The following is a 22,732-nucleotide window of genomic DNA, read 5'->3' on the forward strand; positions in this document are numbered from 1 at the left end:
GTAACCAGTGGAGAAGCGCAAATGGAGCCGAAACAGGGGGATCTCGAGCTTCCGTTCCCGGATCTGGGTGGTGACCAGCCACCGATCCCGATCCGCATGCTCAACGAGCACGTCTACTGCCCGCGCCTCGCTTATCTGGAATGGGTGCAGGGAGAATGGGCCGATTCCGCCGACACCGTGGACGGCCGCTACAAACATCGCCGTGTGGACAAACCGGCAGGCGATTTGCCTGACGCGGAAACAGCCGCCGAGCAACAAATCGAGATCCACGCGCGCTCGATCATGCTGTCCTCCAACCAGCTCGGCCTGATCGGCAAACTCGATTTGATCGAAGGTGAAGGCGACATCGTCACTCCAGTCGATTACAAGCGCGGTAGCCGACCGCACATTGCCCGTGGCGTTTACGATCCCGAACGCGTGCAACTGTGTGCGCAGGGCCTGCTGCTGCGCGAGCACGGTTACACCTGCGATGGGGGCACCATCTACTACGTGGCCAGCAAGGAGCGCGTCGCCGTGCCGTTCGACGACGAACTCCTCGCCATGACGCGCAACGCCATTGCGGAACTGCGCGCCATGGCGGCCGGCGGCCGCATCCCGGCGCCGCTGGTGGACAGCCCAAAATGTGCGGGCTGTTCGCTGGTCACCATCTGCCTGCCGGACGAAGTGCAGTTCCTGCATCGTGGCGAATCGACTCCGCGTCCGCTCGCCGTGCCGTACCACGAGGCGCTGCCGCTCTACATCCAGCATTACAGTGCCAAGCTGGCGAAGAAAGGCGAGGTGTTGGAAGTAACCGACAAGGATGGCCACCTGCTCGCCAGTGCTCGTCTGCGCGAAGTGTCACAAGTCGTCATCCAGGGCAACGTCTACATCACCACACCGTGCCTGCAGGAGTTGATGCAACGCGACATCCCTGTTACCTGGCACAGCTACGGCGGTTTCTTTTTCGGCCACACCGCCGGCAACGGCCACAAGAACGTGGAGCTACGCACTGCGCAATACCGGGCCAGCTTCAACGAACACACCTGCCTGCACATCGCACGCGGCATCGTCGCCGCCAAGATCAGCAACTGCCGCACGCAATTGCGCCGCAACTGGAAACCCGAAGAAAAGCCCGAACGGCTGATAGCCGACCTCAAGCACGTGCGCGAACAGGCCGAGCACGCCGAAAGCCTGGAAACCCTGCTCGGCATCGAAGGCCACGCTGCCGCGCTCTACTTCGGCCAGTTCAGGCAAACGCTGAAACCCGCCACTCCCGACGACGACGCACTGTCAGCGTTTGACTTTACCAAGCGCAATCGACGGCCGCCGACCGACCCAGTCAACGCCCTGCTCTCGTTCGCCTATACCATGCTCGCCCGCACGTGGACGACCACGCTCTCCGCCGTGGGCTTCGACGCCTTCCGCGGTTTCTATCACCAGCCCCGCTACGGCCGCCCGGCGTTGGCGCTGGACATGATGGAACCCTTCCGCCCGCTACTGGCCGACTCCGTGGTGATGCAGGTCATCAACAACGGTGAAGTTCACCCCAGTGATTTCGTCAACGCCGCCGGCAGCGTCAATCTCGACGCCAGCGGCCGCAAACGCTTCATCGCTGCCTTCGAACGCCGGCTCAATCACGAAATCACTCACCCACTGTTCGGCTACCGACTGAGTTATCGTCGACTACTCGAACTGCAAGCCCGCCTTCTAGGTCGCTTTCTGCTCGGCGAGCTGGACGAATACCCCAACTTCACGACGCGCTGAGCGTCGCAGGCCACGAGACCAATATGGACGAGCATCTATACCTAGTGACCTACGATATCCGCGACGAAAAACGCTGGCGCCGTGTATTCAAACTTATGAAAGGCTTCGGCGAATGGCTGCAGTTATCCGTATTCCAGTGTCGCCTGAGCCGCCGCGGCCACGCCGAGCTAATCCAACTGCTGGACAGCGCCATCAACCACAAGGTCGACGCTCTGCTAATCATCGATCTCGGCCCTGCCGACAAGGTACAACCCCGCGTCGTCAGTCTCGGCGACAAGTTCGATCCCGTCGCCCGCGAACCAGTCATCGTATAGTCACCACGCTACATGCGGCCTTTGCCGCGCCGTCGCGAGCGCTCCACTGGTGCCACAAACCCCGGCCAGCACCCGCATCCAAGCGTTCTTTGAAAAACAGTAACTTGCAGGCACATCACACACAGGAACCTCACGTGTGGCAACGGGTCCGTGCTAGCATTCGCCAGCGCTCGCAACAACGGCCCAAATCGCTTGCCACTCAGCCACTTGCGAGGGGACTGTTATCCGCAGCACTACGCTGCGGCCTCATTGAAGCCCTTGCCGCTGCGGACGCCCCGGTTTCCACTCGTTGGGGTTATCCGCAGCACTACGCTGCGGCCTCATTGAAGCACCGATGGCGACATGGACGGCATGCACGGCTTGCTGGCCGTTATCCGCAGCACTACGCTGCGGCCTCATTGAAGCGTGGAGGAGGGCACCACGTCGCTCGACGTCGTGCCGGTTATCCGCAGCACTACGCTGCGGCCTCATTGAAGCGCGCCGCTGATGGCCTGCCCCGGCTCGTACCAGCCGTGTTATCCGCAGCACTACGCTGCGGCCTCATTGAAGCGGCACCAAGTACCAGACGACCGTCACCGGCACCGCGGTTATCCGCAGCACTACGCTGCGGCCTCATTGAAGCGTGCCGAGCCGCACCACGCGGGCGGTGAGCACGTTGGTTATCCGCAGCACTACGCTGCGGCCTCATTGAAGCACCTCGGCATCGCCGATGATCGTGGTCAGGTTGCGTGTTATCCGCAGCACTACGCTGCGGCCTCATTGAAGCTTGCCAGGCTGCGGAATGGATAGCCAGACCAGCCAGGTTATCCGCAGCACTACGCTGCGGCCTCATTGAAGCGCCCCACGTCGCGGTGCTCAGCACCGAAGGCGTGAAGTTATCCGCAGCACTACGCTGCGGCCTCATTGAAGCAAACGTGATCTAAGGCAATCCAACACTGCTATCAAAGGTTATCCGCAGCACTACGCTGCGGCCTCATTGAAGCGGCGACGGCGTGGCCGTGGCCACGAAGCGGAAGCGGTTATCCGCAGCACTACGCTGCGGCCTCATTGAAGCGAGGGTTCGCGCACCGTTCCGTACCGGGACGTCGGCGGTTATCCGCAGCACTACGCTGCGGCCTCATTGAAGCGCATCGAAGCGCCCCGTGCCGACGCTCGAAAGCTTGTTATCCGCAGCACTACGCTGCGGCCTCATTGAAGCCATTCCAGCGATTCGGTGAAGTCGTTGCTCCACGTCGTTATCCGCAGCACTACGCTGCGGCCTCATTGAAGCTACGTGTACTTCACCGTCACCTGTTCCAGATTGGCCGGTTATCCGCAGCACTACGCTGCGGCCTCATTGAAGCATTTTGTCGCCGCGCATGTGACGCGCATAGATCGCCTGTTATCCGCAGCACTACGCTGCGGCCTCATTGAAGCACCTCAAGGCCATCCAGGTTATACATCGGCACCAGGCGTTATCCGCAGCACTACGCTGCGGCCTCATTGAAGCCGGTGTTCCGGCGTCACGGCGTCCATGCCGTCCCAGTGTTATCCGCAGCACTACGCTGCGGCCTCATTGAAGCATGGCGACACCGCCACGTCCCCCCAGCTCTCCAAGCTGGTTATCCGCAGCACTACGCTGCGGCCTCATTGAAGCTGCCCCGGCACCTGCTGTGAAAACACGTCATCTTCGTAGGTTATCCGCAGCACTACGCTGCGGCCTCATTGAAGCATCCCGGCGGGCACCACGCAGAAGAACGGCTACACGGTTATCCGCAGCACTACGCTGCGGCCTCATTGAAGCTACGTGATGGCGCGCTCGAACAGGGCTACGGGAACGTTATCCGCAGCACTACGCTGCGGCCTCATTGAAGCGCTGCCTACAACGCGGCCATCGAGGCCAACCGCATCGTTATCCGCAGCACTACGCTGCGGCCTCATTGAAGCAGCCCGATCGCACTCGCATTGCGCGTCGGAGAGTAGGTTATCCGCAGCACTACGCTGCGGCCTCATTGAAGCCCGGCCGGCGGTGGCATCGGCAGCGTGCGCAAGGTCGTTATCCGCAGCACTACGCTGCGGCCTCATTGAAGCGGCGTGTCGGCCACCACTGCCCTGAGCGCGATTTTGTTATCCGCAGCACTACGCTGCGGCCTCATTGAAGCAAGCTTGGCTACGCGCGCTTCCATGTCGCCATCATGTTATCCGCAGCACTACGCTGCGGCCTCATTGAAGCCAGCAGGTCGTCGTAGGTACCGAACGACAGCTCGCCCGTTATCCGCAGCACTACGCTGCGGCCTCATTGAAGCCGGCGTGGCGTGGCATGGAAGGAGTTGGACGTCGACGTTATCCGCAGCACTACGCTGCGGCCTCATTGAAGCGGCTGGATCAGCGCGAGCAGGTTGCGCTCGGCATCGGTTATCCGCAGCACTACGCTGCGGCCTCATTGAAGCTTCCTCCGGTCGGTTGAGCATGTCAGCGGCGGCGGCGGTTATCCGCAGCACTACGCTGCGGCCTCATTGAAGCAAGTGCGCCAGATCGAGCAGCGGCGCGCGGCCCACCAGTTATCCGCAGCACTACGCTGCGGCCTCATTGAAGCTAGCTCTCCGTGTACATCTGGCCCCAGCAAGACCGGTTATCCGCAGCACTACGCTGCGGCCTCATTGAAGCCACGGCCTGTACGTCGAGATGAAGCGCCGCGACGGTGGTTATCCGCAGCACTACGCTGCGGCCTCATTGAAGCCGGCCAGCGGTTGGCGTGTGCGTGCTGGTACTGCGCTTGTTATCCGCAGCACTACGCTGCGGCCTCATTGAAGCAGCATCGGCAACGAAGCCGCGGACGAAATCGAACAAGTTATCCGCAGCACTACGCTGCGGCCTCATTGAAGCCAACCCTTCGCGATGCGAACGAAATCGATCCAGGGGTTATCCGCAGCACTACGCTGCGGCCTCATTGAAGCATTTGCATCACGCGCCGCCCGGTTGACACGCCGCGAGTGTTATCCGCAGCACTACGCTGCGGCCTCATTGAAGCCTTGTAGTACTCACCAAACTGAACTCGCCACTCAGGATGTTATCCGCAGCACTACGCTGCGGCCTCATTGAAGCTTCTGGGGCACGAGGATGGACGGATGGTTCGTATTACGTTATCCGCAGCACTACGCTGCGGCCTCATTGAAGCGACGTTGGTCGGGTCAGCATCGGCGCGCACGGCGACGTGTTATCCGCAGCACTACGCTGCGGCCTCATTGAAGCATCGGCCACGACGGCGCCGCTCGGTTGTACGCGGAGGTTATCCGCAGCACTACGCTGCGGCCTCATTGAAGCTGAGCAAGCGGCCAAGCGTCGCGCCGGTCGCGCTGGCGTTATCCGCAGCACTACGCTGCGGCCTCATTGAAGCTCTTTCGTTCTTGAGGTGTAACCCATGGCTGTCCCTTGTTATCCGCAGCACTACGCTGCGGCCTCATTGAAGCACTGACAGGTGGTCATCGTCGAATACGTCGTGCACACCAGTTATCCGCAGCACTACGCTGCGGCCTCATTGAAGCGCCACGACGAGGCTGTCCGCCGCCGTCCGCGCGCTGTGGGTTATCCGCAGCACTACGCTGCGGCCTCATTGAAGCGGAAGTAGCTCATCCGCGCTTCATCGCCAGCGGCGAGCCGGTTATCCGCAGCACTACGCTGCGGCCTCATTGAAGCGCTTGCGCTCGCGACCGTCTTGTACTGCCTGCTGCTGTTATCCGCAGCACTACGCTGCGGCCTCATTGAAGCAAGGCGACGCCGGTGCACGACTGGGCGTCACACGGTGGTTATCCGCAGCACTACGCTGCGGCCTCATTGAAGCCGCGTAAGCGTTGCCGTGGATCAGCGCCTGCAACTGTTATCCGCAGCACTACGCTGCGGCCTCATTGAAGCAACCCGACCCTGCGCGTGGTCGGCCTGACCGCGACGTTATCCGCAGCACTACGCTGCGGCCTCATTGAAGCCCGTCAGCAACGCCCGGCTGCAAGCGCAGCGCATCAGTTATCCGCAGCACTACGCTGCGGCCTCATTGAAGCAAGATTGCGGACATGGTGGACCGGGTGCTGAACGTCCGGTTATCCGCAGCACTACGCTGCGGCCTCATTGAAGCATGGAATTGGCGAAGCGCAACGACGATACCGTCCTGAGTTATCCGCAGCACTACGCTGCGGCCTCATTGAAGCAAGTGGGCGCTGAGCAGCCGCAAGGTGTTCGAGTGGGTTATCCGCAGCACTACGCTGCGGCCTCATTGAAGCAATGTCGGTTGATCAAACACCGCTCCAGACGTTGTTGGTTATCCGCAGCACTACGCTGCGGCCTCATTGAAGCTGGTTCCAATGGTGGAACCATCAACGTCGTCCTCAGCTGTTATCCGCAGCACTACGCTGCGGCCTCATTGAAGCCGGGCGATCCGAACAGCTCACCGGTCAACTTCACGCGTTATCCGCAGCACTACGCTGCGGCCTCATTGAAGCTCTGCCACCTATGCGGGATGCTTCGCCTCACGGCGAGTTATCCGCAGCACTACGCTGCGGCCTCATTGAAGCTGTGGGGTGCTGCGTGGATCGGGAGCCTCACGGCGCGTTATCCGCAGCACTACGCTGCGGCCTCATTGAAGCGTGATGCCGACGCTGAACGATCTGAAGAAGAACGTCCGTTATCCGCAGCACTACGCTGCGGCCTCATTGAAGCATGACCAGCGATACGGCGATCGTCGGCAGCATCGGGTTATCCGCAGCACTACGCTGCGGCCTCATTGAAGCATGGGTTGACTCCCTTGGCCCGGCGAGCAGCTGCTCGGTTATCCGCAGCACTACGCTGCGGCCTCATTGAAGCGGGAACGCTTCCGCAATGATCGGCGAGTGTGTGACCGGGTTATCCGCAGCACTACGCTGCGGCCTCATTGAAGCGCTGCGCTGGGCTCCAACGGCACCGGGATCGAGGCGGTTATCCGCAGCACTACGCTGCGGCCTCATTGAAGCGCACGTATCACGGCGACCTCAAACGGCGCGCTCCCTATGTTATCCGCAGCACTACGCTGCGGCCTCATTGAAGCAGGCCGGGGCTGCGCGCCTCGAAGCGCGTCTTGCTCGTTATCCGCAGCACTACGCTGCGGCCTCATTGAAGCGATGGCGACCGCATTGTGGTCGATCATGCACTCGATGGCTATCCGCGGCACTATGCTGAGGCCCCATTGTAGCCGAGGGCGCCGAGGCCACCATTGTGAAACCTAGAAGCTAATCAAATCCGAATAACATTCGCCGCCCCCGGGTAACTCAAGGTTCTATGCGCCGCTTACCCAATTACATGGCCCTTGATACATACTTAACAGACAAACGCCGCCCATTACCCCTCAGCCAAAAAACCAATAGCACACGGCGATGGCGGCGAGGACGCCGGCGAGGTCGGCGAGCAGGGCGCAGCCGATGGTGTGGCGCACGCGGGTGATGCCGACGGCGCCGTAATAGACGGCGACGACGTAGAAGGTGGTTTCGGTGCTGCCTTGCACGGTGGCGGCGAGCAGTGCGGGGAAGCTGTCCACGCCGTAGTGGTGCATGGTCTCGATCAGCATGGCGCGCGCGGCGCTGCCGGAAAACGGCTTGATCAGGGCGGTGGGCAGCGCGTCCACGAAACGGGTGTCGAGGTGGGCGTGCACCGCGCTCCAGCGGATGCCTTCGAGCACGAAGTCGAGCGCGCCGGAGGCACGCAGCGCGCCGACCGCGCACAACATCGCCACCAGATACGGCAGCAGGTTTTTCGACACCTCGAAACCCTGTTTCGCGCCGTCGACGAAGCTGTCGAACAGCGGCACGCGCTTGTACGCGCCGGCGCACAGAAACAGCACGATCACGCCGAACAGCATGAGGTTGCCGAGCAGGCCGGAAAGCGCCGCCAGCGCGGCGGCGGAGAGCGAGGCCAGCAGCGCCATGAAACTGCCGAGCACCAGCGCGGCGCCGCCGAGCCAGGCAAGCACCACCGGGTCGCGCACGCGCAGGCGCTGCATGAATGCCACGCTCAGGAACCCGGCCAGGGTCGAGGCGCTGGTGGCCAACAGGATCGGCAGGAACACCAGCGTGGGGTCGTGCGCGCCAGCCTGTGCGCGGTACATGAAGATGGTCACCGGCAACAGCGTCAGCGACGAGGCGTTGAGCACCAGAAACAGAATCTGCGCATTGCTGGCGGTGTCTGCGGATGGATTGAGCGTCTGCAATTCGCGCATCGCGCGCAGACCGATCGGCGTGGCCGCATTGTCCATGCCCAGCGCGTTGGCGGCGAAGTTGAGCGTGATGAGGCCGATCGCCGGATGCCCGCGCGGCACCTCGGGCATCAGGCGCGCAAACAGCGGGCCGAGCCACACTGCCAGCCGTTCGACCAGCCCGGCCTGTTCGGCAATGCGCAGAAAACCCAGCCACAGCGTGAGCGTGCCGAACAAGAGCAGCATCACCTTGACGCTGAGGTCGGCCATGTCGAACAGCGCGCCGACGATGGCGGCGAACACGCCGGCGTCGCCGCCGACGAGCCAGCGCGCGAGCGCTGCCACCGCCGCGGCGAGAAAAAAGCCGTACCAGAGCCGATTGAGCATGCGCCTCGCGCCGCCGGGGAACCCACGCATTGTGCGTGATCGCGGCCAGTGTGGCGCGCACCATCGACTCGCCGCGGGTGCCCGGCTCGGCGATAATCCGCGCATGCTGCGCCAACCCCTCGCCTTCCCCATGCCGCTTCTCGTCAGCCTGCTGTTGGCGGCCACGTTGACCGCGCTCCCGGTGCAAGCGCGCCAGGACAAGGCGCAAACCGAACAGGCGACGGCCAAACAAAAACTCGGCAGCGTGCAACAGCAGCTGAAAACGCTGGGCAAGCAGCAGGCGGAAACCGCCAGCAAACGCACGCAGCTCAACGCCGAGCTGACCAAGCAGACCACCGCGCTGGCCGCTGCCGCGCGCGCCTTGCGCGACACCGACGCGCAGATCGCCGCCAAGCAGCGCCAGCTGGACGACCTGCAGCAGCAACGCGCCGACCTCAAGCAAAGACTGGACAGCCAGAAGGCTGCCATCGCCGACCTCTTGCGCGCCAGCTACGCGCTGGGCCACGGTTCGGACCTGCGCACGCTGCTCGACGGCGCCGACACCAGCCGCATCGCCCGGGCTCTCACCTACTCGAAGTATTTCCAGGCCGATCGCGTGCAGAAGGTGCAGCAGCTGGTGGCCGATCTCGCACAACTGCAAGCGCTGGAAGCGCAGATCACCACCGAGCAGCAAGCCTTGCAGGCCGCACGCGCGGAACGCGAGCAGCAAAACCGGCAACTTGCCGCGCAACGCGCCGTGCAGCAAAAGCTGGCGGCGGAAACCGACGCCACCTACCAGAACCAGGCCCAACGCCTTGCCGCGCTCAAGCAGGACGAGCAAGCGCTGAACAATCTGGTGGATCGGCTGCAAAAGCAGATTGACCAGGCCATGCGCGAAGCCGCCGCGCGCGAGGCCGCAAGGCAAGCCGCAGCCCGCAGGCACGGCGGCAAGGCACCGCCGCCGCTGGCCGTGGGGGCCGCCGGGCAGAACATCCGCGGCAACCTGCCGTGGCCGGCGGCCGGCGAGGTGCACAGCTACGGCAACGGCGTGCTGATCCGCGCGCCGGGCGGCAGCGAGGTGCGCGCGGTGGCTGGCGGCCGTGTGGTGTACGCCGGCTTCCTGCGCGGCTACGGCATGCTGCTCATCGTCAACCACGGCAATGGCTGGATGAGCATGTACGGCAACAACGAAACCCTGCTGCATGGCGTGGGCGACGCGGTCAAGGCCGGCGAGGCGGTGGGCACGGCGGCCGGCGCGACCGGGGTCAACACCGGTGCGTATTTCGAGCTGCGCCACGACGGCAAACCGGTCGACCCGCGCAGTTGGCTGGGCAAGCGCGGCGGCGCGTGAGCCGTGCCGGTGCGCGTACGGGCGGCGATCCAAGCGTGAGGCAAGACCGTAGTCGGACGGCAACGACGCACGCGGTCAGCCGTGGCCTGGTGCCGGCAGCTGTTGCCGAATCCCGCATCCCGTATTCCCTATCCCGGCCGCTCAGGCCAAAGCGCGACGCCCATGACTGCCGGATTTCCGAGCCGTCACAGGCATGACTGCCGGCCGTTGACGGCCGCACGCGGACGTCGCACGCTGGACATTGTCGGCCTGACCGCGCCTCGCGGTATGCGCCCCTGCCCCTGCGGAGTTGCTGCATGCGGTTTTCCACTTTGAGTCTGTGTTCGCTGCTGCTGGCGGCGCCGTTGGTGTATGCGCAAACCGCGCCGGCACCCGCCACCAGTGCGCCCGAACCGCCGACCGACCTTGCTCCCGCCCACGTGCGCGCCGATGCCCCCAAGGCCAAAGACCAGCCGATTGATCTGCAGGACATCCGCCGTTTCAGCCGCGTGGTGGACATCGTGCGCCAGGCCTATGTGGAGCCGGTCTCGAACCACGACCTGATGAAAGACGCAATCACCGGCATGCTCGCCGGGCTCGACCCGCACAGCGAGTACCTGGACAAGGACGGCCTGGCTCAGCTCAACGAAGACACCACCGGGCAATACAGCGGCCTGGGCATCGAAGTGCTGCAACAGGATGGCGGCCTCCTGATCGTCACCCCGATCGACGACACACCCGCGTCGCGCGCCGGCGTCAAACCCGGCGACAGCATCGTCAAGATCAACGGCACCCTGGTCGATCCGCAAAACGTCGATACGATGTTCAAGCAACTGCGCGGCAAGCCCGGCACCAAGATCACGTTGACCGTGCTGCACAAGGGCAGCGACACCCCGGTGGATATGCCGCTGACGCGCGAGAACATCGCCATCACCAGCGTCAAGGTGCGCCAGCTCGAACCCGGCTACGACTACATTCGCATCACCCAGTTCCAGAGCGACACCGCGGCCGATCTTGAGCACAAGCTCGCCACGCTGATCACCAAGAACGGCGCGCCGAAAGGCGCCGTGCTCGACCTGCGCAACAACCCCGGCGGCCTGCTGACGGCGGCAGTCGCGGTAAGCGACGACCTGCTCGATGCCGGCACCATCGTCACCACCCGCGGTCGCCTGCCGGACGCCAACATGAGCTTTGCCGCACACCCCGGCGATCTTCTGAACGGTGCGCCGCTGGTCGTGCTGGTGAACCACGGCACGGCATCCGCCGCGGAGATCGTCTCCGGCGCGCTGAAAGACAACCACCGGGCACTGCTGATGGGCCAGCGCACGTTCGGCAAGGGCGTGGTGCAAACCGTGCTGCCGCTGGACGCCGACCACGCGGTGAAACTCACCACGGCCCGTTATTACACGCCCAACGGCACCTCGATCCAGGCCGAAGGCATCAAGCCCGACATCCCGCTCGCCGACCTCACGGTGCACAAAGCCGACCAAGCCCCGGCGCTGATCAACTCGGAAGCCGACCTGCCGCACCACCTCGCCAACGAAAACACGAAAACCAGCGGCAGCATCGACAACGACGGCAGCGCCGCCGAAGGCGCCCTCGCCACCCGCGACTACGCGCTGGCGCAGGCCCTCAACGTGCTGAAAGGCATGGCGCTGCGGCCAAGCGCAAAGTAGCCCGCGGCCACCGGCCTCGGCGCCTCATGTCCTGTGGGTGGGGCTTCAGCCCCACCCACAAAGCGGGTGTCTCGCCACGGCCCGCTCTTCCGATTCCCGCATCCCCAATCCCGAATCCCGGCCCCTACAACCGCCCGCCCTGGTCGGCAGCGAGCAGCTCGACCGGCAGTGGCAGGGCATCCAGCCCGCGGGCCAGCACCATCGCCTGGAACCGCTCGCCCATCTGGTCGGGCAGGGTGAGGCGTTTCACTTCCTGCGCGATGCGGTAGCGCATCGCCTCGTCGCCGGCGGCGGCGTGCGCGGCGGCGAAAATGTCCTGCAAGCCGCTGGCGATCAGGAATTGCGCCTGCGGCACGTAGGCGGCCATGCCAAACCCGGCGTGGTTGCCGGCTTCCGCCAGCGCGGTGAAATCGACCGAGGCGGTGAGGTCGTTGAGGCCCGGCAGCCACAGCGGGTCGTTGTGCGCGAGGTGGCGGTAGTGCGCCATCAGCGTGCCGTCGCGGCGCTCGGGCAGGTAGAACTCGCGGCGCACGTAACCGTAGTCGACGAACAGCAGCACGCCGACTTCGAGCGCGCCGGCCACCGCCTGCATCCAGTACGGCAATTGCGGCAGCACCTCGGAGCGATAGCCCTCGGCAAACGGCTGGCCGAGGTCGTGTTCGAGATGGCGCACGGCGCCGGACACCAGCGGGTCGGCCGGACGATCGGTGCGCATGAGGTTGCCGGCGCCATCGAGCGCCACATACTCCTCGTACACTTCGCCGCCCTTGAGCGCAAAGCGCGTGGTGGGCAGCGCGTCGAGCACTTCGTTGGCAAACAGCACGCCGCGCCATGCCGTTTCGGGTGGGCGATCGAGCCAGGCGACGCGCGCGTTCAAATCCGCCGGCAAGGCGGCGGCCAGGCGTTCGCGCTGACGCTCGCGCAGGTCGGCGCTGGGTTCGAGGATGAGATAGCGGCGTGGCAAGGTGCCGGCCTGCGCCAGCGCCTTGAGCGCCACCTCGGCAAATGCGCCGCTGCCGCCGCCAAGCTCGAGAAAATCCGCTTCGGCGCCCAGCATGCCGAGCACCGGCGCGATGGCGTTGACGACGCAGCGCGCGAAGATTTCGCCCAGCTCCGGTGCAGTGATGAAATCGCCGGCGGGGCCGAACTTGGTCTTGCCGGCGCTGTAGTAGCCAAGCCCCGGCGCGTACAGGCACTGGTGCATGTATTGCGAAAACGGCAACGGCCCGTGCGTCACCAGTTGGGCGCGCAGGTGCTGCAGCAGCAAGTCGGAGTGGGCGCGTTCTTCGGCGCTGGGTTCGGGCAGGCGGGCGACCATGGAGGCGTTCGATTCGGCAAGGCGATCAGGATAGCCGATCGCCCGCCTGCGGCCGCAGCTCAGAAGTCCTTTTGCACGCTGAGATACAGCCCGCGGCGCGGGCCGAATTGCGGCGCGCCGACGCCCACGCCGGTGCCGTCGCGCAGCTCGTACCCGCGGTCGAACGCGTTGACCAAGGCCAGTTGCGTGTGCAGCTTGCCGAAGCGGTCCCAGCTGAAGTCGTGCGACACGCTGAGGTTCAGCTGGAAATACGCCGGCAGGTGCGCGCCGTTCGGCACCGCGCCGTCGCGGCGCAGGCCGCTGCCGAACAGGTAGTCGGCGCCGAGCCTGGTGCCGTCGTCCAGCGTGTAGCCGATGCCGGCGGAGGAGGTGTACTTCTGGTCGTGATCGAGATGGATGTAATGGCCGGCGATCCAGGCCAGGTCATCCGGGGCGAAGTTGTACTGGCTGGTGATCACGTCCTTGCCCATCGCCTTGCTCCAGGCAAAGTTGAACCACCCCGTCCACGGGCCATTGTCGTAGTTGGTGGTGAACTCCACGCCGCGGACGCGGCCGCGCCGGTAGTTGAAGGTGGAGTAGACCAGCGCGGTGCCGAACTGGCCCTCGTCCTGCAGGCGCTGCACGTCGCGGTAATAGGTGTCCAACCCCAGCGTCCAGGCCTTGCCGAGGTTCTGCGAGATGCCCAGGCGTAGTAGTCGGCGCGCTCGGCCAGCGGCTGCGCGTTGCCGGGGTTGGCCACCGCGTTGGTGGTGCCGTCGAACTTGGCGATGTTCGAGACCGCGATCATCTCGGTGGCCGGCGGCGTGAAGTAGCGCGCGTAGCCCGCATGCACGGTGGTGCTGTCGGTGGCCTGCCAGACTGCGCCGAGGCGCGGGCTGAGTTGGCTGCTGGTGGTGCCGGCCAGAGTGTAGCGGTCGCCGCGCAGGCCGTAGTTCAGCGTCCAGTCCTCGCCGAGGCTCCACTCGTCCTGCACGTAGGCGGACCAGGTCTTCGCAGTGAGCCGGCTGTTGTCGACGATGGTGATCGGCGTGGTGCTGGTCTGCTCGCCATCCGCATCGGCCGGGAACACCCAGGCGTCGTTGCCACTGGCGGCGCGCTCGAAACTGCCGTACACGCCGTAGCGCAGCGTGTGCGTGTCGTCGACCGGGGTGGAGAAGTCCGCCTGCAGCGTGCTGGCGCGGTTGCTGCGGCCGACCTTGCCGGCGAGGCCGTTGAACATCAGGTCGCCGACCAGGTCGGGGCGGAAGGCCAGGCTGGTGTAGCGCTGCCCCAGCGACACCTGGTAATCGGTGCGGCCAAGCTTGCCCTGCAGCGAGAGCACGCCGAAGCGAGTGTTCTCGCGTTGCTGCTCGTTGAGGTCGGCGGAGTTGAAGGCGGTGCGATCCAGATAGCCGAACTGCGGCGTCTGGCCGGGGTTGTTCGGGATCTGGAAACGGTTGTTGGCCATCCCGAACATGAAGTCGAGCCGGGTATCGTCGTCGATCAGATAGTCGATGTCGCCAAACGCCTTGAGCTGGTTGGTGTGGTCGTGGATCGGCTTGCGGCTGGCCGTGGGGTTCTCGATGCCCACGTCGTTTTCCAGATAGTTCGCGGTGAAGAACGCGCTCCACGGCCCGCTCGTGCCCCACAGCGAGGCATGCGGGTTGAACGTGCCCAGCGAGCCGCCGGTGACGCCGACGCTGCCACCATCGCCCAGCGCGCTGCCGTCCTTGGTGGTGAGGTTCACCACCGCCGCGGTGCGCAGGCCGTACTGCGCGGGCAGCGCGCCGTCGAGCAGATTCATGCTCTGGATCGTGCGCGTATCCAGCGTCTGGCCAAAGCCGGAAATCGACTCGGGCACGATCACGCCGTTGATGCGGTACTGCAGGTTGGCGTGGTCGCCGCGCACGTGCAGGCCGCCGTAGGAATCCTGCACCACGCCCGGCGCCTGCAGCAGCACCTGGTTCAGCGGGGTGGAGGCGCCGAGCGGCAGCGCCTGGATCGCCTGCTCGTCGATCACGTACATGCTGCTGCCGGTGCTCGGCGACAGCGCATTGCGCGCCTGGTCGAGCGCGGCGCTGACGCTGACGGCCGCGAGGTCATGTACCTTGGGCGCGCGCTCGTTGCGCGTGGCCAGCGTGGTGGCGGGTGCTTGCGTGACCTCGTCCGCGCTGGCGCGGGGCGTACCGCCAGCGCACAACGCGGCAGCCACGGCGGCAGCAAGCAGCGGGGAAGATTTCATCCAGTGATCCCAATCATGACGACCGGCAAGCCCGGTCGGGCCGACATAGTAACGTTATATTGTTACGTCCGCTGAATCCATCCAAAATTCGCGACGGTCCGCGCATGCCACGGCGACGGGTGGCGGCCACCACCCGGGCAACTCGGCATACTTGGCGGGTCACCGCCGAGCCGAGCCCATGTCCACCCCCGAAGCCAACCAGGGCCGCACCCTGCCGACCGTGCCGGGCAGTCACCCGGAAACCGACCGGGTGACCCGCGCCATCCTGGACTTCATTGCCGCCGTCCCGGCCAGCGGCGAGCGCGCCGACCATGCGCCCCGTGCGCGCGCCCATGCGCTGACGACGGCTGCCGCACGCCACGCCGCGCTCACCGCCGGCACGCTGGCCTTGCCGCCGGGGCCGCTGGGCTGGCTGACCCTGCTGCCCGAGCTGGTGACGATCTGGAAAATCCAGGCGCAGCTGGTGAGCGACGTCGCCGCGGCGCATGGCCGTCACGTCGAGCTGGGCCGCGAGCAAATGATGTATTGCCTGTTTCGCCATACGGCGGCGCAAGCCTTGCGCGATCTCGCCGTGCGCATGGGCGACCGGGTGTTGTTTCAGCCCCTGTCGCAAAGGCTGGCCGAGCAGATTGCCCGCCAACTCGGGGTACGCCTCAGCCGGCGGCTGCTCGGCGCCGGGGCTGCGCGCTGGCTGCCGGTGGTGGGCGCCGCGGGCGTCGGCGCGTATGCGTACTACGACACCGTGCAGGTGGGCAAAACCGCGCTGACGTTGTTCGCCGGCAGCATCGAACCTTTGCAGCGCGGCGTGACGCACGCGGAGCAATCGGCGAAGCTGTAGCCTTTGCCGCTCACCGGTACCGCCATGCCGCCACGCCATGCCCGCCCCGTCGCCCTCGTTACCGGCGCCGGCAAGCGCGTGGGCGCGGTCATTGCGCGCACGCTGCACGCGGCCGGCTACGACCTGGTGATGCACTGCCGGCACTCGGTGGCGGAAGCCAGCGAACTGGCCGCCCAGTTGGCCGCCACGCGCGAAGGCAGCACGCTGGTGCTGCAGGCCGAACTGGCCGAACCGACGACACCGGGCGAACTGGTGGCGGCCGCCCTGGCGCGCTACGGCCGACTCGACGCGCTGGTCAACAACGCCTCGGCCTACTACGCGACACCGCTGGGCGCGATCACGCCGGCGCAGTGGGACGAACTCCTCGGCACCAATGCGCGGGTACCGTTTTTCCTGTGCCAGGCCGCGGCCGATGCCTTGCGTGCCGCGCGCGGCACGGTCGTCAACATTGCCGACATCTACGCCGAACGGCCGCTGCGCGGCTATCCGGTGTACAGCATCAGCAAGGCGGCGCTGGTGATGGTAACCAAGGTGCTGGCCCTCGAGCTCGGCCCCGAGATCCGCGTCAACGCGGTGGCCCCGGGCAACATGCTGTGGTCGACCAACCCGGTCAAGGCCGAGACCGCGCAAACCGTGCACGAACGCACCGCGCTCGGCCGCCAGGGTTCGCCGCAGGACGTGGCCGATGCCGTGCTCTACCTCCTGCGCGACGCGCACTACACCAGCGGCATCGTGTTGCCCACCGACGGCGGACGCCTGCTGCACATCTGAAGGCCGCTCTCGGGTTTCAACCCGACGAGCTTTTCGCGGGAATCCCCCCGCTCGCGCGATGCCATCACCCGCCGCGCTGGATCTTCCCCACGCCCGCCAACGCCAGCAGGCTGCGCGTGGTCGGGTGATCGAGGTCGCCTTTCGCCAGCGCGTGCGCATCGGCCTGCCAGCCGCAACCGTCATCACTGGCGAGGATGTCCAGATCGATCGCGACCTCACCCGGCACGTCGCGGCGGCGCCCGAGGTGCGCCTCGATGGCACGCAACTGCGCGTGCAGGGCCGCGCGACCTTGCGCGTTTTCCAGCACCGCCAGCGCATTGAAGTACCACCGCCCCGGCTCGCCGGTGTAGGACGGAAACCGCTGCACCGGCGTGACCGCACGCACCACACCCAAGGCGCCCAGCGCCACCAGCGCGCGCTGCACACCGGCATCGGTGGGCAAGCTCGAACCCAGCAACAGCAGCCAGCGTTGCCGTGGCGGATCGGTCGCTGTCAACGCGGCCGCTCCCCGCGCTCGATGCACACGCCCACGGCACGCGCGGTGACCACGGCGCCGGGCTTGGAAAGCTTCAGGCGCAGCCACGGCACGTGGAACTCCTGGCGGAGCAACACCGCGCAACGTTCGGCCAGGGTTTCCAACAGCCGGAAATGCGTCTCGCCGGCGTACGCCGTGATGCGCTCGGCCACCGTCGCGTAGTCCACGGTGTGCGCGACCTCGTCGGTCGCGGCCGGCACGGTGTTGTCGAACGCCATTTCGATGTCGAACCACAGCGTGCGGCGGGTGCCGCGCTCCCACGCGTACACGCCGATTTCGGCTTGGACTTCGAGGTGTTCGATGAAAACGGTATCCATGGCGGCTCGTCAGGCAGGCAGGCGCGTGAGCGTGGGCGAATGCGCCGCCGAGTGCAAGCGGCCACCGCCCATTCCGCCCGGCACGTCGCACGCCACGCCATACCCGCCGGTGTGCCGGCCTCGACCGCGGCAACGCGCCACGCAAGCACGAAAAAACCGCGGCCCGAAGCGTGTGCCCCGGGCCGCGGGCCGTGGCGAAACGCGCCACGGCCATCCACGACAAATCGTTAGAACGTCATGCTCCACCCATTGAGCGTGCCCGCATCGCCGCTGTACCACGGATCGTTGTCGATCACGCGCAGCTGCCAGGTGCCGTCGGCAACCACCGAGGAGGCATCCACGGTGTACGTGGTGTTGATGTTGCCGTCGTCGTTGTAATCGGGCGATTGCAGCACCGCGTAGCGGCCATCCGGCGCCACCAGGTCGATCTCCAGGTCACCCGACCAGTTGTGGGTGATGTCCACATGCACCGAGAGCGTCGCCGGCGCGTTGCCGGATTCGCCGGACACCGGAATGCTGCTGGTGATCGTCGCATTGTCACCAATGGTCACCGGCGTGTTGTTGCTGAAGGTGCCGGTCGGCGCGGTCGACTGCACCGTCACCGCCGCGCTCTTGCTGCTGGTCGCACCGTTGTTGTCGGTGACCGTCAGGTTGACGGTGTAGGTGCCGGCGGTGGCGTAGGTGTGGCTCGGGCTGGCCGCGGTCGAGGTGGCGCCATCGCCGAACGTCCACGCGTAACCGGTGATGCTGCCGCCGGTGTCGGTCGAGCTGTTGCTGAAGGTGACCGTGAGGCCGTTCACGCTGTCGCTGAAGCTGGCGACCGGGGTGCTGGTCGGCGGCGGCGTGCTGCCGCTGCCGGCCACGTTGGCGACGAAGTTGGCAATGTCGATCGAGCCGAAGCCGGTGGGGTAATCCCAGCCCACCGCGGCCGTCTCGCCGCTGTTGTTGCCCGACGTGACGTCATGGAAGTCGGTCGCGTAATGGCTGGCGGCATCCTGGTAGATCACCGGTGCGGCAAACCCGAGCGACGGCTTCGCCGCCAGCGCGCGCGCCCACACGCCGACGAACAGCGGCGAGGCGAGGCTGGTGCCGCCGATGGTCTGGCTGGCGCCGTCCACGATCACGTTGGCGCCGGAGTACGGGCTGGCGTCGAACGCGACGTCGGGCACGCCGCGCGTGGTGTGGCCGGCGTTCTGGCCGACGTTCTGCTGCCAGGTCGGCATCGGTTCGAAGGTGCTCGGACTGCCGCCGGTCGCGCCGGAATTGCTCGCCAGATCGTTCCACACCGTCTCGTTGGTCCACGTGGTGCCGCTGGTGAACAGCGTGGTGCCGCCCACGGCCACCACGTACTGCGAGTCCGCCGGCCAGCTCGGGATAACGCCACCGTTGCTGCACTCGTCCGCGCCGCTGTCGCCGGAGGACACCGAGAACGTCTGCCCCTGCGCGTCGGCCTGCTCGAAGATGTTGTCGCCGGTGGCCGCACCGTTGGTCTCCGAGCCGGTTTCGCAACCGCCGATGGAGACGTTGATGATGCGCACCGTGTTGTCGGTCACCGCCTGGTTGAAGTCGTCGATCAGCGGCTGGGTGTTGAGGCTGGAGGTGGCGTACAGGGTGAGTGACTTGACGCCGCCGGAAATGCCGGCGATGTCCTGGCTGTCCAGATCCCACTCGCCGTCGCCACTGGTGTCGGTGCTGCCGCCGTCGACGGTCACCACGTTCATCGGGATGCTGCCCAGGCTCGGGTTCTGGCCGAGGAACGAGCTGAAGTCGCTCTGCACGTTGGTCATGCTGCCTTCGGTGATGATGCCCACCGGCACCGTCGAACCGGTTGCCGTGCTGCCCGCGTCATAGATCGCGGCGAAATCGGCCGGGTTGTGTGCCGTCTCCGAGCCGCCAGTGGCCAGCGTGTGCGCCAAGAGGTGGAACGTCTGCACGGTCTGCAGGCCGAGCACCTCTTGCACGGTGCCCTGCAATGCCGCGGGAATCTTCACGTCGGTGGTATTGGCGTAGGCAAGGCGGCCGCTGTGCGTCACCACGTGCGACAGCGAGGTGTGGAACGCGCGGGCGACGGTGGCGGCCCGGCCGTCGGCCACCACCAACTGCCGATTCGGCGCAATGGTGACCTGGGTGAAACCGGATTGCCGCAGGAACTTCGCCACCGCCTGCGCCTGCGCCTGGGTCGGCGCGTAGCTCGCCGCAAATTGCGCCGGCGTGAGGGACGCATGGTGCGGATTGGCCACGAAGGCGTCGAGCTGAGCCTTGTTGCGCAATTTCAACGACACCGCTACCCGCATCGGGTGCGTGGCCTCCAACAGGCTGGTGACGCGGTCACCGGCATGCAGCGCAGTGGCGTGATGCACCACCGCGAGCGCAGTGGCCGCAGCCGGCATTGCCGGCGTCGCGCCAATGGATGCGGATACCGCCATGGCAATGGCGGCAGCCAGCGTTTTCAAATAAACGTGTTGCATGCAAATACTCCCCAATGATTATTCGGGACGAGCGCCGCCTACGCGGCCATGCAGCCCCGTGACAAGGTTTCGTCGCACGATGTGCGACCCCGTTTACTGCGTGCCGGACATAGCCGGCGTATTCACCGCGGCCGTTCTTCGAGCGGGCGCTCCGGCCCTGCGCGGCAATGCGGTTACTGCTTCATGGCGCCGCTCCCGACGGCGCCACTGCGAGTTCGTCCGCCACCCGTCCAAGTGTGCGAACCCAGTGAAATTACGCAGCGGCATTGGCGTCCGTCAACACCGAAAACGACAAATGGGGATACCGGTCAAACGCCGCGTTTATATCGGCTTCACGAATCTCTGCATTGCACAATCATGTCGCAATATCCTGCATATGCGGGCGTAATGGATTCCGATTTTCGATAAAACCGTTCTTCTCCCATTTCCGGCATCTGGCGCAGCGTGTGCCTTGCTGCGCATCCACCCCATTCATGGTGTCCCCCGCAACTCTTTGCACATGCCGCGCGGCGGGTGCCATTGACAGCGGTGGCGCCAGCGCTGTCAGTCCGCCGCGATCGCAGGAAAACGCGTTATGGTGGCGCGACCACCCTGCCCCGGGACAACCATGCGCGGACCGTCATCGATCCTGTTCGCCGGCCTGCTCGCCGCGAGCCTGCCGGCGCTGGCCGCCGAACCACCGGCAACACCACGCGAACAGCCCGCGCTGCACGCGTTGGCCACGGCACCGAGCGAAGCCGAGCTGCACGCCACGATCAGCGCACTGGTCGGCTTCGGCACCCGCCACACGCTATCCGACACCCGCTCGAACACGCGTGGCATCGGCGCCGCGCGGCGCTGGGTGCAGGCGCGCTTCGCGGCGATTTCGCGCGATTGCGGCGGCTGCCTGGAAGTGGTCACACCGGCGCAGAGCTTCACCGGCAAGCGCATCCCGCAGCCCACCGAAGTGATGGACGTGGTGGCGATCAAGCGCGGCAGCAGCGACCCGCAGCGGGTAATCGCCATCACCGGGCATCTCGACTCGCGCGCCAGCGACGTGATGGACGCCAAGATCGCCGCGCCGGGCGCGAACGACGACGCCTCGGGCGTGGCCGCGCTGATCGAGACCGCGCGCCTGCTGGCGCACTTCGACAACCGCGCGACGCTGGTGTTCGCCGCACTCAGCGGCGAAGAGCAAGGCCTGTACGGCGGCAAGGTGCTGGCCGACTACGCGGTGGCGCACGGCTGGCGGATCGAGGCCGAGCTCAACAACGACATGGTCGGCAACAGCCGCGGCCAGAACGGCGTGCGCGACAACACCGTGGTGCGGGTGTTTTCCGAAGGCACGAAAACCAACGAGACGCCAGCGCAGGCCGCGTACCGGCGCTTCCACGGCGGCGAGCTGGATTCGCCCTCGCGCAACCTCGCACGCTACCTGGCCGTCATGGCCGTGCAATACCTGCCGGAGCTGCGCGTGCGCATGGTGTACCGCACCGACCGCTACGGTCGCGGCGGCGACCAGTTGCCGTTCCTCGAAGCCGGCTTTCCCGCCGTGCGCGTCACCGAGGCGCACGAGGACTACACCCGCCAGCACCAGACCCTGCGCACCGAGAACGGCGTGCATTACGGCGACACCCTCGACGACATCGACTTCCACTATCTCGCGCGCATCACCGCACTGAACGTGGTGACGATGGCCGCGCTCAGCCGCGCGCCGGCGCCGCCGGAGGGCGTGCGCATCGGCGGCGCGGTGACCACCGACACCACGCTCGACTGGAAGCCGTCGGCCGGTGCCGCCGGCTACCGCGTGCACTGGCGCGACACCACGGCGCCGCAATGGCAATCCGCGCGCGCCGTGGGCGATGCCACGCACCACGTGCTGCGCGATGTGGTGATCGACGACTGGTTCTTCGGCGTCTCCGCGGTTTCCGCCGACGGCTACGAAAGCCCGGTGGTGTTCCCGGGGGACGCCGGCAGTTTCAGCCGTTCGCCGCCAGCCGCGTCGCCGTAACGGCAACGCCCTGCAGCGTCGCCGCATCCACGCCCCAGCGTGCGAACGCGGCGACGCCGGCGGCGCATGGCAGCAGTGCCCGGCCATGGGCGGCCCGCCAGAACCAGCCGGCATCCAGCATGGCGGTGGTGATCGCCACGCCGAGCGGGCCGCCGAGATGCGGCTGGCGCAGCGTCCAGTCGCGGCAGTCGCGACCGGTCATCGCCGGCGTCACCGGCAAACCGCAGGCGCCGAGCGCGGCGACGCCGGCCGGCGTCAACCGCCATGTCGGTGCCGTACCCTGCAGCCATCCGTGTTCCCGCATGGCCGCGTACAGCGCCACGCCGAAGGCGCCGGCGAGATGGTGGTAGCAGGTGCGCGCCAGGCGCAGTGCCGGCGTGCTCCCCGGCGGCACGACCAACGGCGCGACCGGCATCGCAGCGCGCGCAGCGCCGCGTCCGGCCAGCGCGTAATACGTGTGCGCACCCTCGCGCAGCGCCTGCAGTCGGCCTGCGGCCACCTGCGCCTGCAGCAACGTGCGAACGACGATGACCGGCGCGCGCGCACCCCGTGCCAACTCGTCCGCGGGGCGCGCGCTGCCGTCGGCCAGCAAGGCGCGCAGGCGGGAGAGCATGGCATTCGCGGCAGAATCGGGTTGGTGCATCGGCGCGGC

Annotated in this window: 13 protein-coding genes, 1 pseudogene and 1 CRISPR repeat array; of the genes and pseudogenes, 7 read left to right on the plus strand and 7 right to left on the minus strand. The window is 66.2% G+C overall.

Features of this window, described 5'->3' with window-relative positions; all coding sequences use genetic code 11:
- Positions 1–21 precede the first annotated feature (21 nt).
- Positions 22–1,743, plus strand: a complete 1,722-nt coding sequence (gene cas4g/cas1g / locus AC3WP6_RS14860; RefSeq protein WP_492628387.1) for a CRISPR-associated endonuclease Cas4g/Cas1g — start codon at positions 22–24, stop codon at positions 1,741–1,743.
- Positions 1,744–1,766: 23 nt separating this feature from the next.
- A complete protein-coding gene (gene cas2, locus AC3WP6_RS14865) occupies positions 1,767–2,057 on the plus strand; it encodes a CRISPR-associated endonuclease Cas2 (protein WP_492628388.1) in 291 nt (96 codons plus the stop codon).
- A 220-nt stretch (positions 2,058–2,277) separates the two neighbouring features.
- Positions 2,278–7,255: direct repeats of the CRISPR family, unit length 36 nt; unit sequence GTTATCCGCAGCACTACGCTGCGGCCTCATTGAAGC.
- Positions 7,256–7,407: 152 nt separating this feature from the next.
- On the opposite strand, the gene AC3WP6_RS14870 is transcribed toward cas2, so the two are convergent.
- The gene (locus tag AC3WP6_RS14870) at positions 7,408–8,637 is read right to left on the minus strand and encodes a nucleoside recognition domain-containing protein (RefSeq protein WP_492628389.1); all 1,230 of its coding nucleotides are present in this window, start codon (positions 8,635–8,637) and stop codon (positions 7,408–7,410) included.
- A 103-nt stretch (positions 8,638–8,740) separates the two neighbouring features.
- On the opposite strand from AC3WP6_RS14870, the gene AC3WP6_RS14875 reads away from it, so the two are divergent.
- The gene (locus AC3WP6_RS14875) at positions 8,741–9,967 is read left to right on the plus strand and encodes a murein hydrolase activator EnvC family protein (RefSeq protein WP_492628390.1); all 1,227 of its coding nucleotides are present in this window, start codon (positions 8,741–8,743) and stop codon (positions 9,965–9,967) included.
- A 296-nt stretch (positions 9,968–10,263) separates the two neighbouring features.
- Positions 10,264–11,622: a S41 family peptidase gene (locus AC3WP6_RS14880; RefSeq protein WP_492628391.1), complete on the plus strand. Its 1,359-nt coding sequence runs from the start codon at positions 10,264–10,266 to the stop codon at positions 11,620–11,622.
- Positions 11,623–11,746: 124 nt separating this feature from the next.
- On the opposite strand, the gene AC3WP6_RS14885 is transcribed toward AC3WP6_RS14880, so the two are convergent.
- Together AC3WP6_RS14885 and AC3WP6_RS14890 are read right to left on the minus strand one after the other, a co-directional pair.
- Positions 11,747–12,940: a class I SAM-dependent methyltransferase gene (locus AC3WP6_RS14885; protein ID WP_492628392.1), complete on the minus strand. Its 1,194-nt coding sequence runs from the start codon at positions 12,938–12,940 to the stop codon at positions 11,747–11,749.
- A gap of 59 nt (positions 12,941–12,999) precedes the next feature.
- Positions 13,000–15,161, minus strand: a pseudogene (locus tag AC3WP6_RS14890) (TonB-dependent receptor).
- Between the two features lie 178 nt (positions 15,162–15,339).
- On the opposite strand from AC3WP6_RS14890, the gene AC3WP6_RS14895 reads away from it, so the two are divergent.
- Positions 15,340–15,999, plus strand: a complete 660-nt coding sequence (locus tag AC3WP6_RS14895) for a hypothetical protein (protein ID WP_492628393.1) — start codon at positions 15,340–15,342, stop codon at positions 15,997–15,999.
- Positions 16,000–16,023: 24 nt separating this feature from the next.
- Positions 16,024–16,770, plus strand: a complete 747-nt coding sequence (locus AC3WP6_RS14900) for a pteridine reductase (protein WP_492628394.1) — start codon at positions 16,024–16,026, stop codon at positions 16,768–16,770.
- A gap of 64 nt (positions 16,771–16,834) precedes the next feature.
- On the opposite strand, the gene AC3WP6_RS14905 is transcribed toward AC3WP6_RS14900, so the two are convergent.
- The 3 genes from AC3WP6_RS14905 to AC3WP6_RS14915 all read right to left on the minus strand — a co-directional run bounded on the left by AC3WP6_RS14905 (position 16,835) and on the right by AC3WP6_RS14915 (position 20,090).
- On the minus strand, positions 16,835–17,266 hold the full coding sequence (locus AC3WP6_RS14905) for a 2-amino-4-hydroxy-6-hydroxymethyldihydropteridine diphosphokinase (protein WP_492628395.1): 432 nt from the start codon (positions 17,264–17,266) through the stop codon (positions 16,835–16,837).
- The gene (gene folB, locus AC3WP6_RS14910; protein ID WP_492628396.1) at positions 17,263–17,622 is read right to left on the minus strand and encodes a dihydroneopterin aldolase; all 360 of its coding nucleotides are present in this window, start codon (positions 17,620–17,622) and stop codon (positions 17,263–17,265) included. Before folB ends, AC3WP6_RS14905 begins: the two co-directional genes overlap by 4 nt.
- Positions 17,623–17,849: 227 nt before the next feature.
- Entirely contained in the window at positions 17,850–20,090 is a 2,241-nt protein-coding gene (locus AC3WP6_RS14915; RefSeq protein ID WP_492628397.1) for a protease pro-enzyme activation domain-containing protein, read from the minus strand.
- A 607-nt stretch (positions 20,091–20,697) separates the two neighbouring features.
- Here AC3WP6_RS14915 and AC3WP6_RS14920 point away from each other — a divergent pair.
- Positions 20,698–22,080 carry a M20/M25/M40 family metallo-hydrolase gene (locus AC3WP6_RS14920; protein ID WP_492628398.1) on the plus strand — a complete coding sequence of 461 codons (1,383 nt, stop codon included), beginning with the start codon at positions 20,698–20,700 and terminating at the stop codon, positions 22,078–22,080.
- Here the strand turns inward: AC3WP6_RS14920 and AC3WP6_RS14925 are convergent.
- The gene (locus tag AC3WP6_RS14925; protein WP_492628399.1) at positions 22,049–22,723 is read right to left on the minus strand and encodes an ArsR/SmtB family transcription factor; all 675 of its coding nucleotides are present in this window, start codon (positions 22,721–22,723) and stop codon (positions 22,049–22,051) included. The genes AC3WP6_RS14920 and AC3WP6_RS14925 overlap by 32 nt on opposite strands.
- Positions 22,724–22,732: the final 9 nt, after the last annotated feature.

It is taken from the genome of Rhodanobacter sp. FW106-HT46G03 (assembly GCF_058789895.1).

What these genes read in the sequence shown, in the direction of transcription:
- AC3WP6_RS14875 (WP_492628390.1), top strand. Translation starts at nt 8,741, where the DNA reads ATGCTGCGCCAACCCCTCGCCTTCCCCATGCCGCTTCTCGTCAGCCTG.
- AC3WP6_RS14895 (WP_492628393.1), top strand. Translation starts at nt 15,340, where the DNA reads ATGTCCACCCCCGAAGCCAACCAGGGCCGCACCCTGCCGACCGTGCCG.
- cas2 (WP_492628388.1), top strand. Translation starts at nt 1,767, where the DNA reads ATGGACGAGCATCTATACCTAGTGACCTACGATATCCGCGACGAAAAA.
- AC3WP6_RS14870 (WP_492628389.1), bottom strand. Translation starts at nt 8,637, where the DNA reads ATGCTCAATCGGCTCTGGTACGGCTTTTTTCTCGCCGCGGCGGTGGCA.
- AC3WP6_RS14880 (WP_492628391.1), top strand. Translation starts at nt 10,264, where the DNA reads ATGCGGTTTTCCACTTTGAGTCTGTGTTCGCTGCTGCTGGCGGCGCCG.
- AC3WP6_RS14915 (WP_492628397.1), bottom strand. Translation starts at nt 20,090, where the DNA reads ATGCAACACGTTTATTTGAAAACGCTGGCTGCCGCCATTGCCATGGCG.
- folB (WP_492628396.1), bottom strand. Translation starts at nt 17,622, where the DNA reads ATGGATACCGTTTTCATCGAACACCTCGAAGTCCAAGCCGAAATCGGC.
- cas4g/cas1g (WP_492628387.1), top strand. Translation starts at nt 22, where the DNA reads ATGGAGCCGAAACAGGGGGATCTCGAGCTTCCGTTCCCGGATCTGGGT.
- AC3WP6_RS14885 (WP_492628392.1), bottom strand. Translation starts at nt 12,940, where the DNA reads ATGGTCGCCCGCCTGCCCGAACCCAGCGCCGAAGAACGCGCCCACTCC.
- AC3WP6_RS14925 (WP_492628399.1), bottom strand. Translation starts at nt 22,723, where the DNA reads ATGCACCAACCCGATTCTGCCGCGAATGCCATGCTCTCCCGCCTGCGC.
- AC3WP6_RS14900 (WP_492628394.1), top strand. Translation starts at nt 16,024, where the DNA reads ATGCCGCCACGCCATGCCCGCCCCGTCGCCCTCGTTACCGGCGCCGGC.
- AC3WP6_RS14920 (WP_492628398.1), top strand. Translation starts at nt 20,698, where the DNA reads ATGCGCGGACCGTCATCGATCCTGTTCGCCGGCCTGCTCGCCGCGAGC.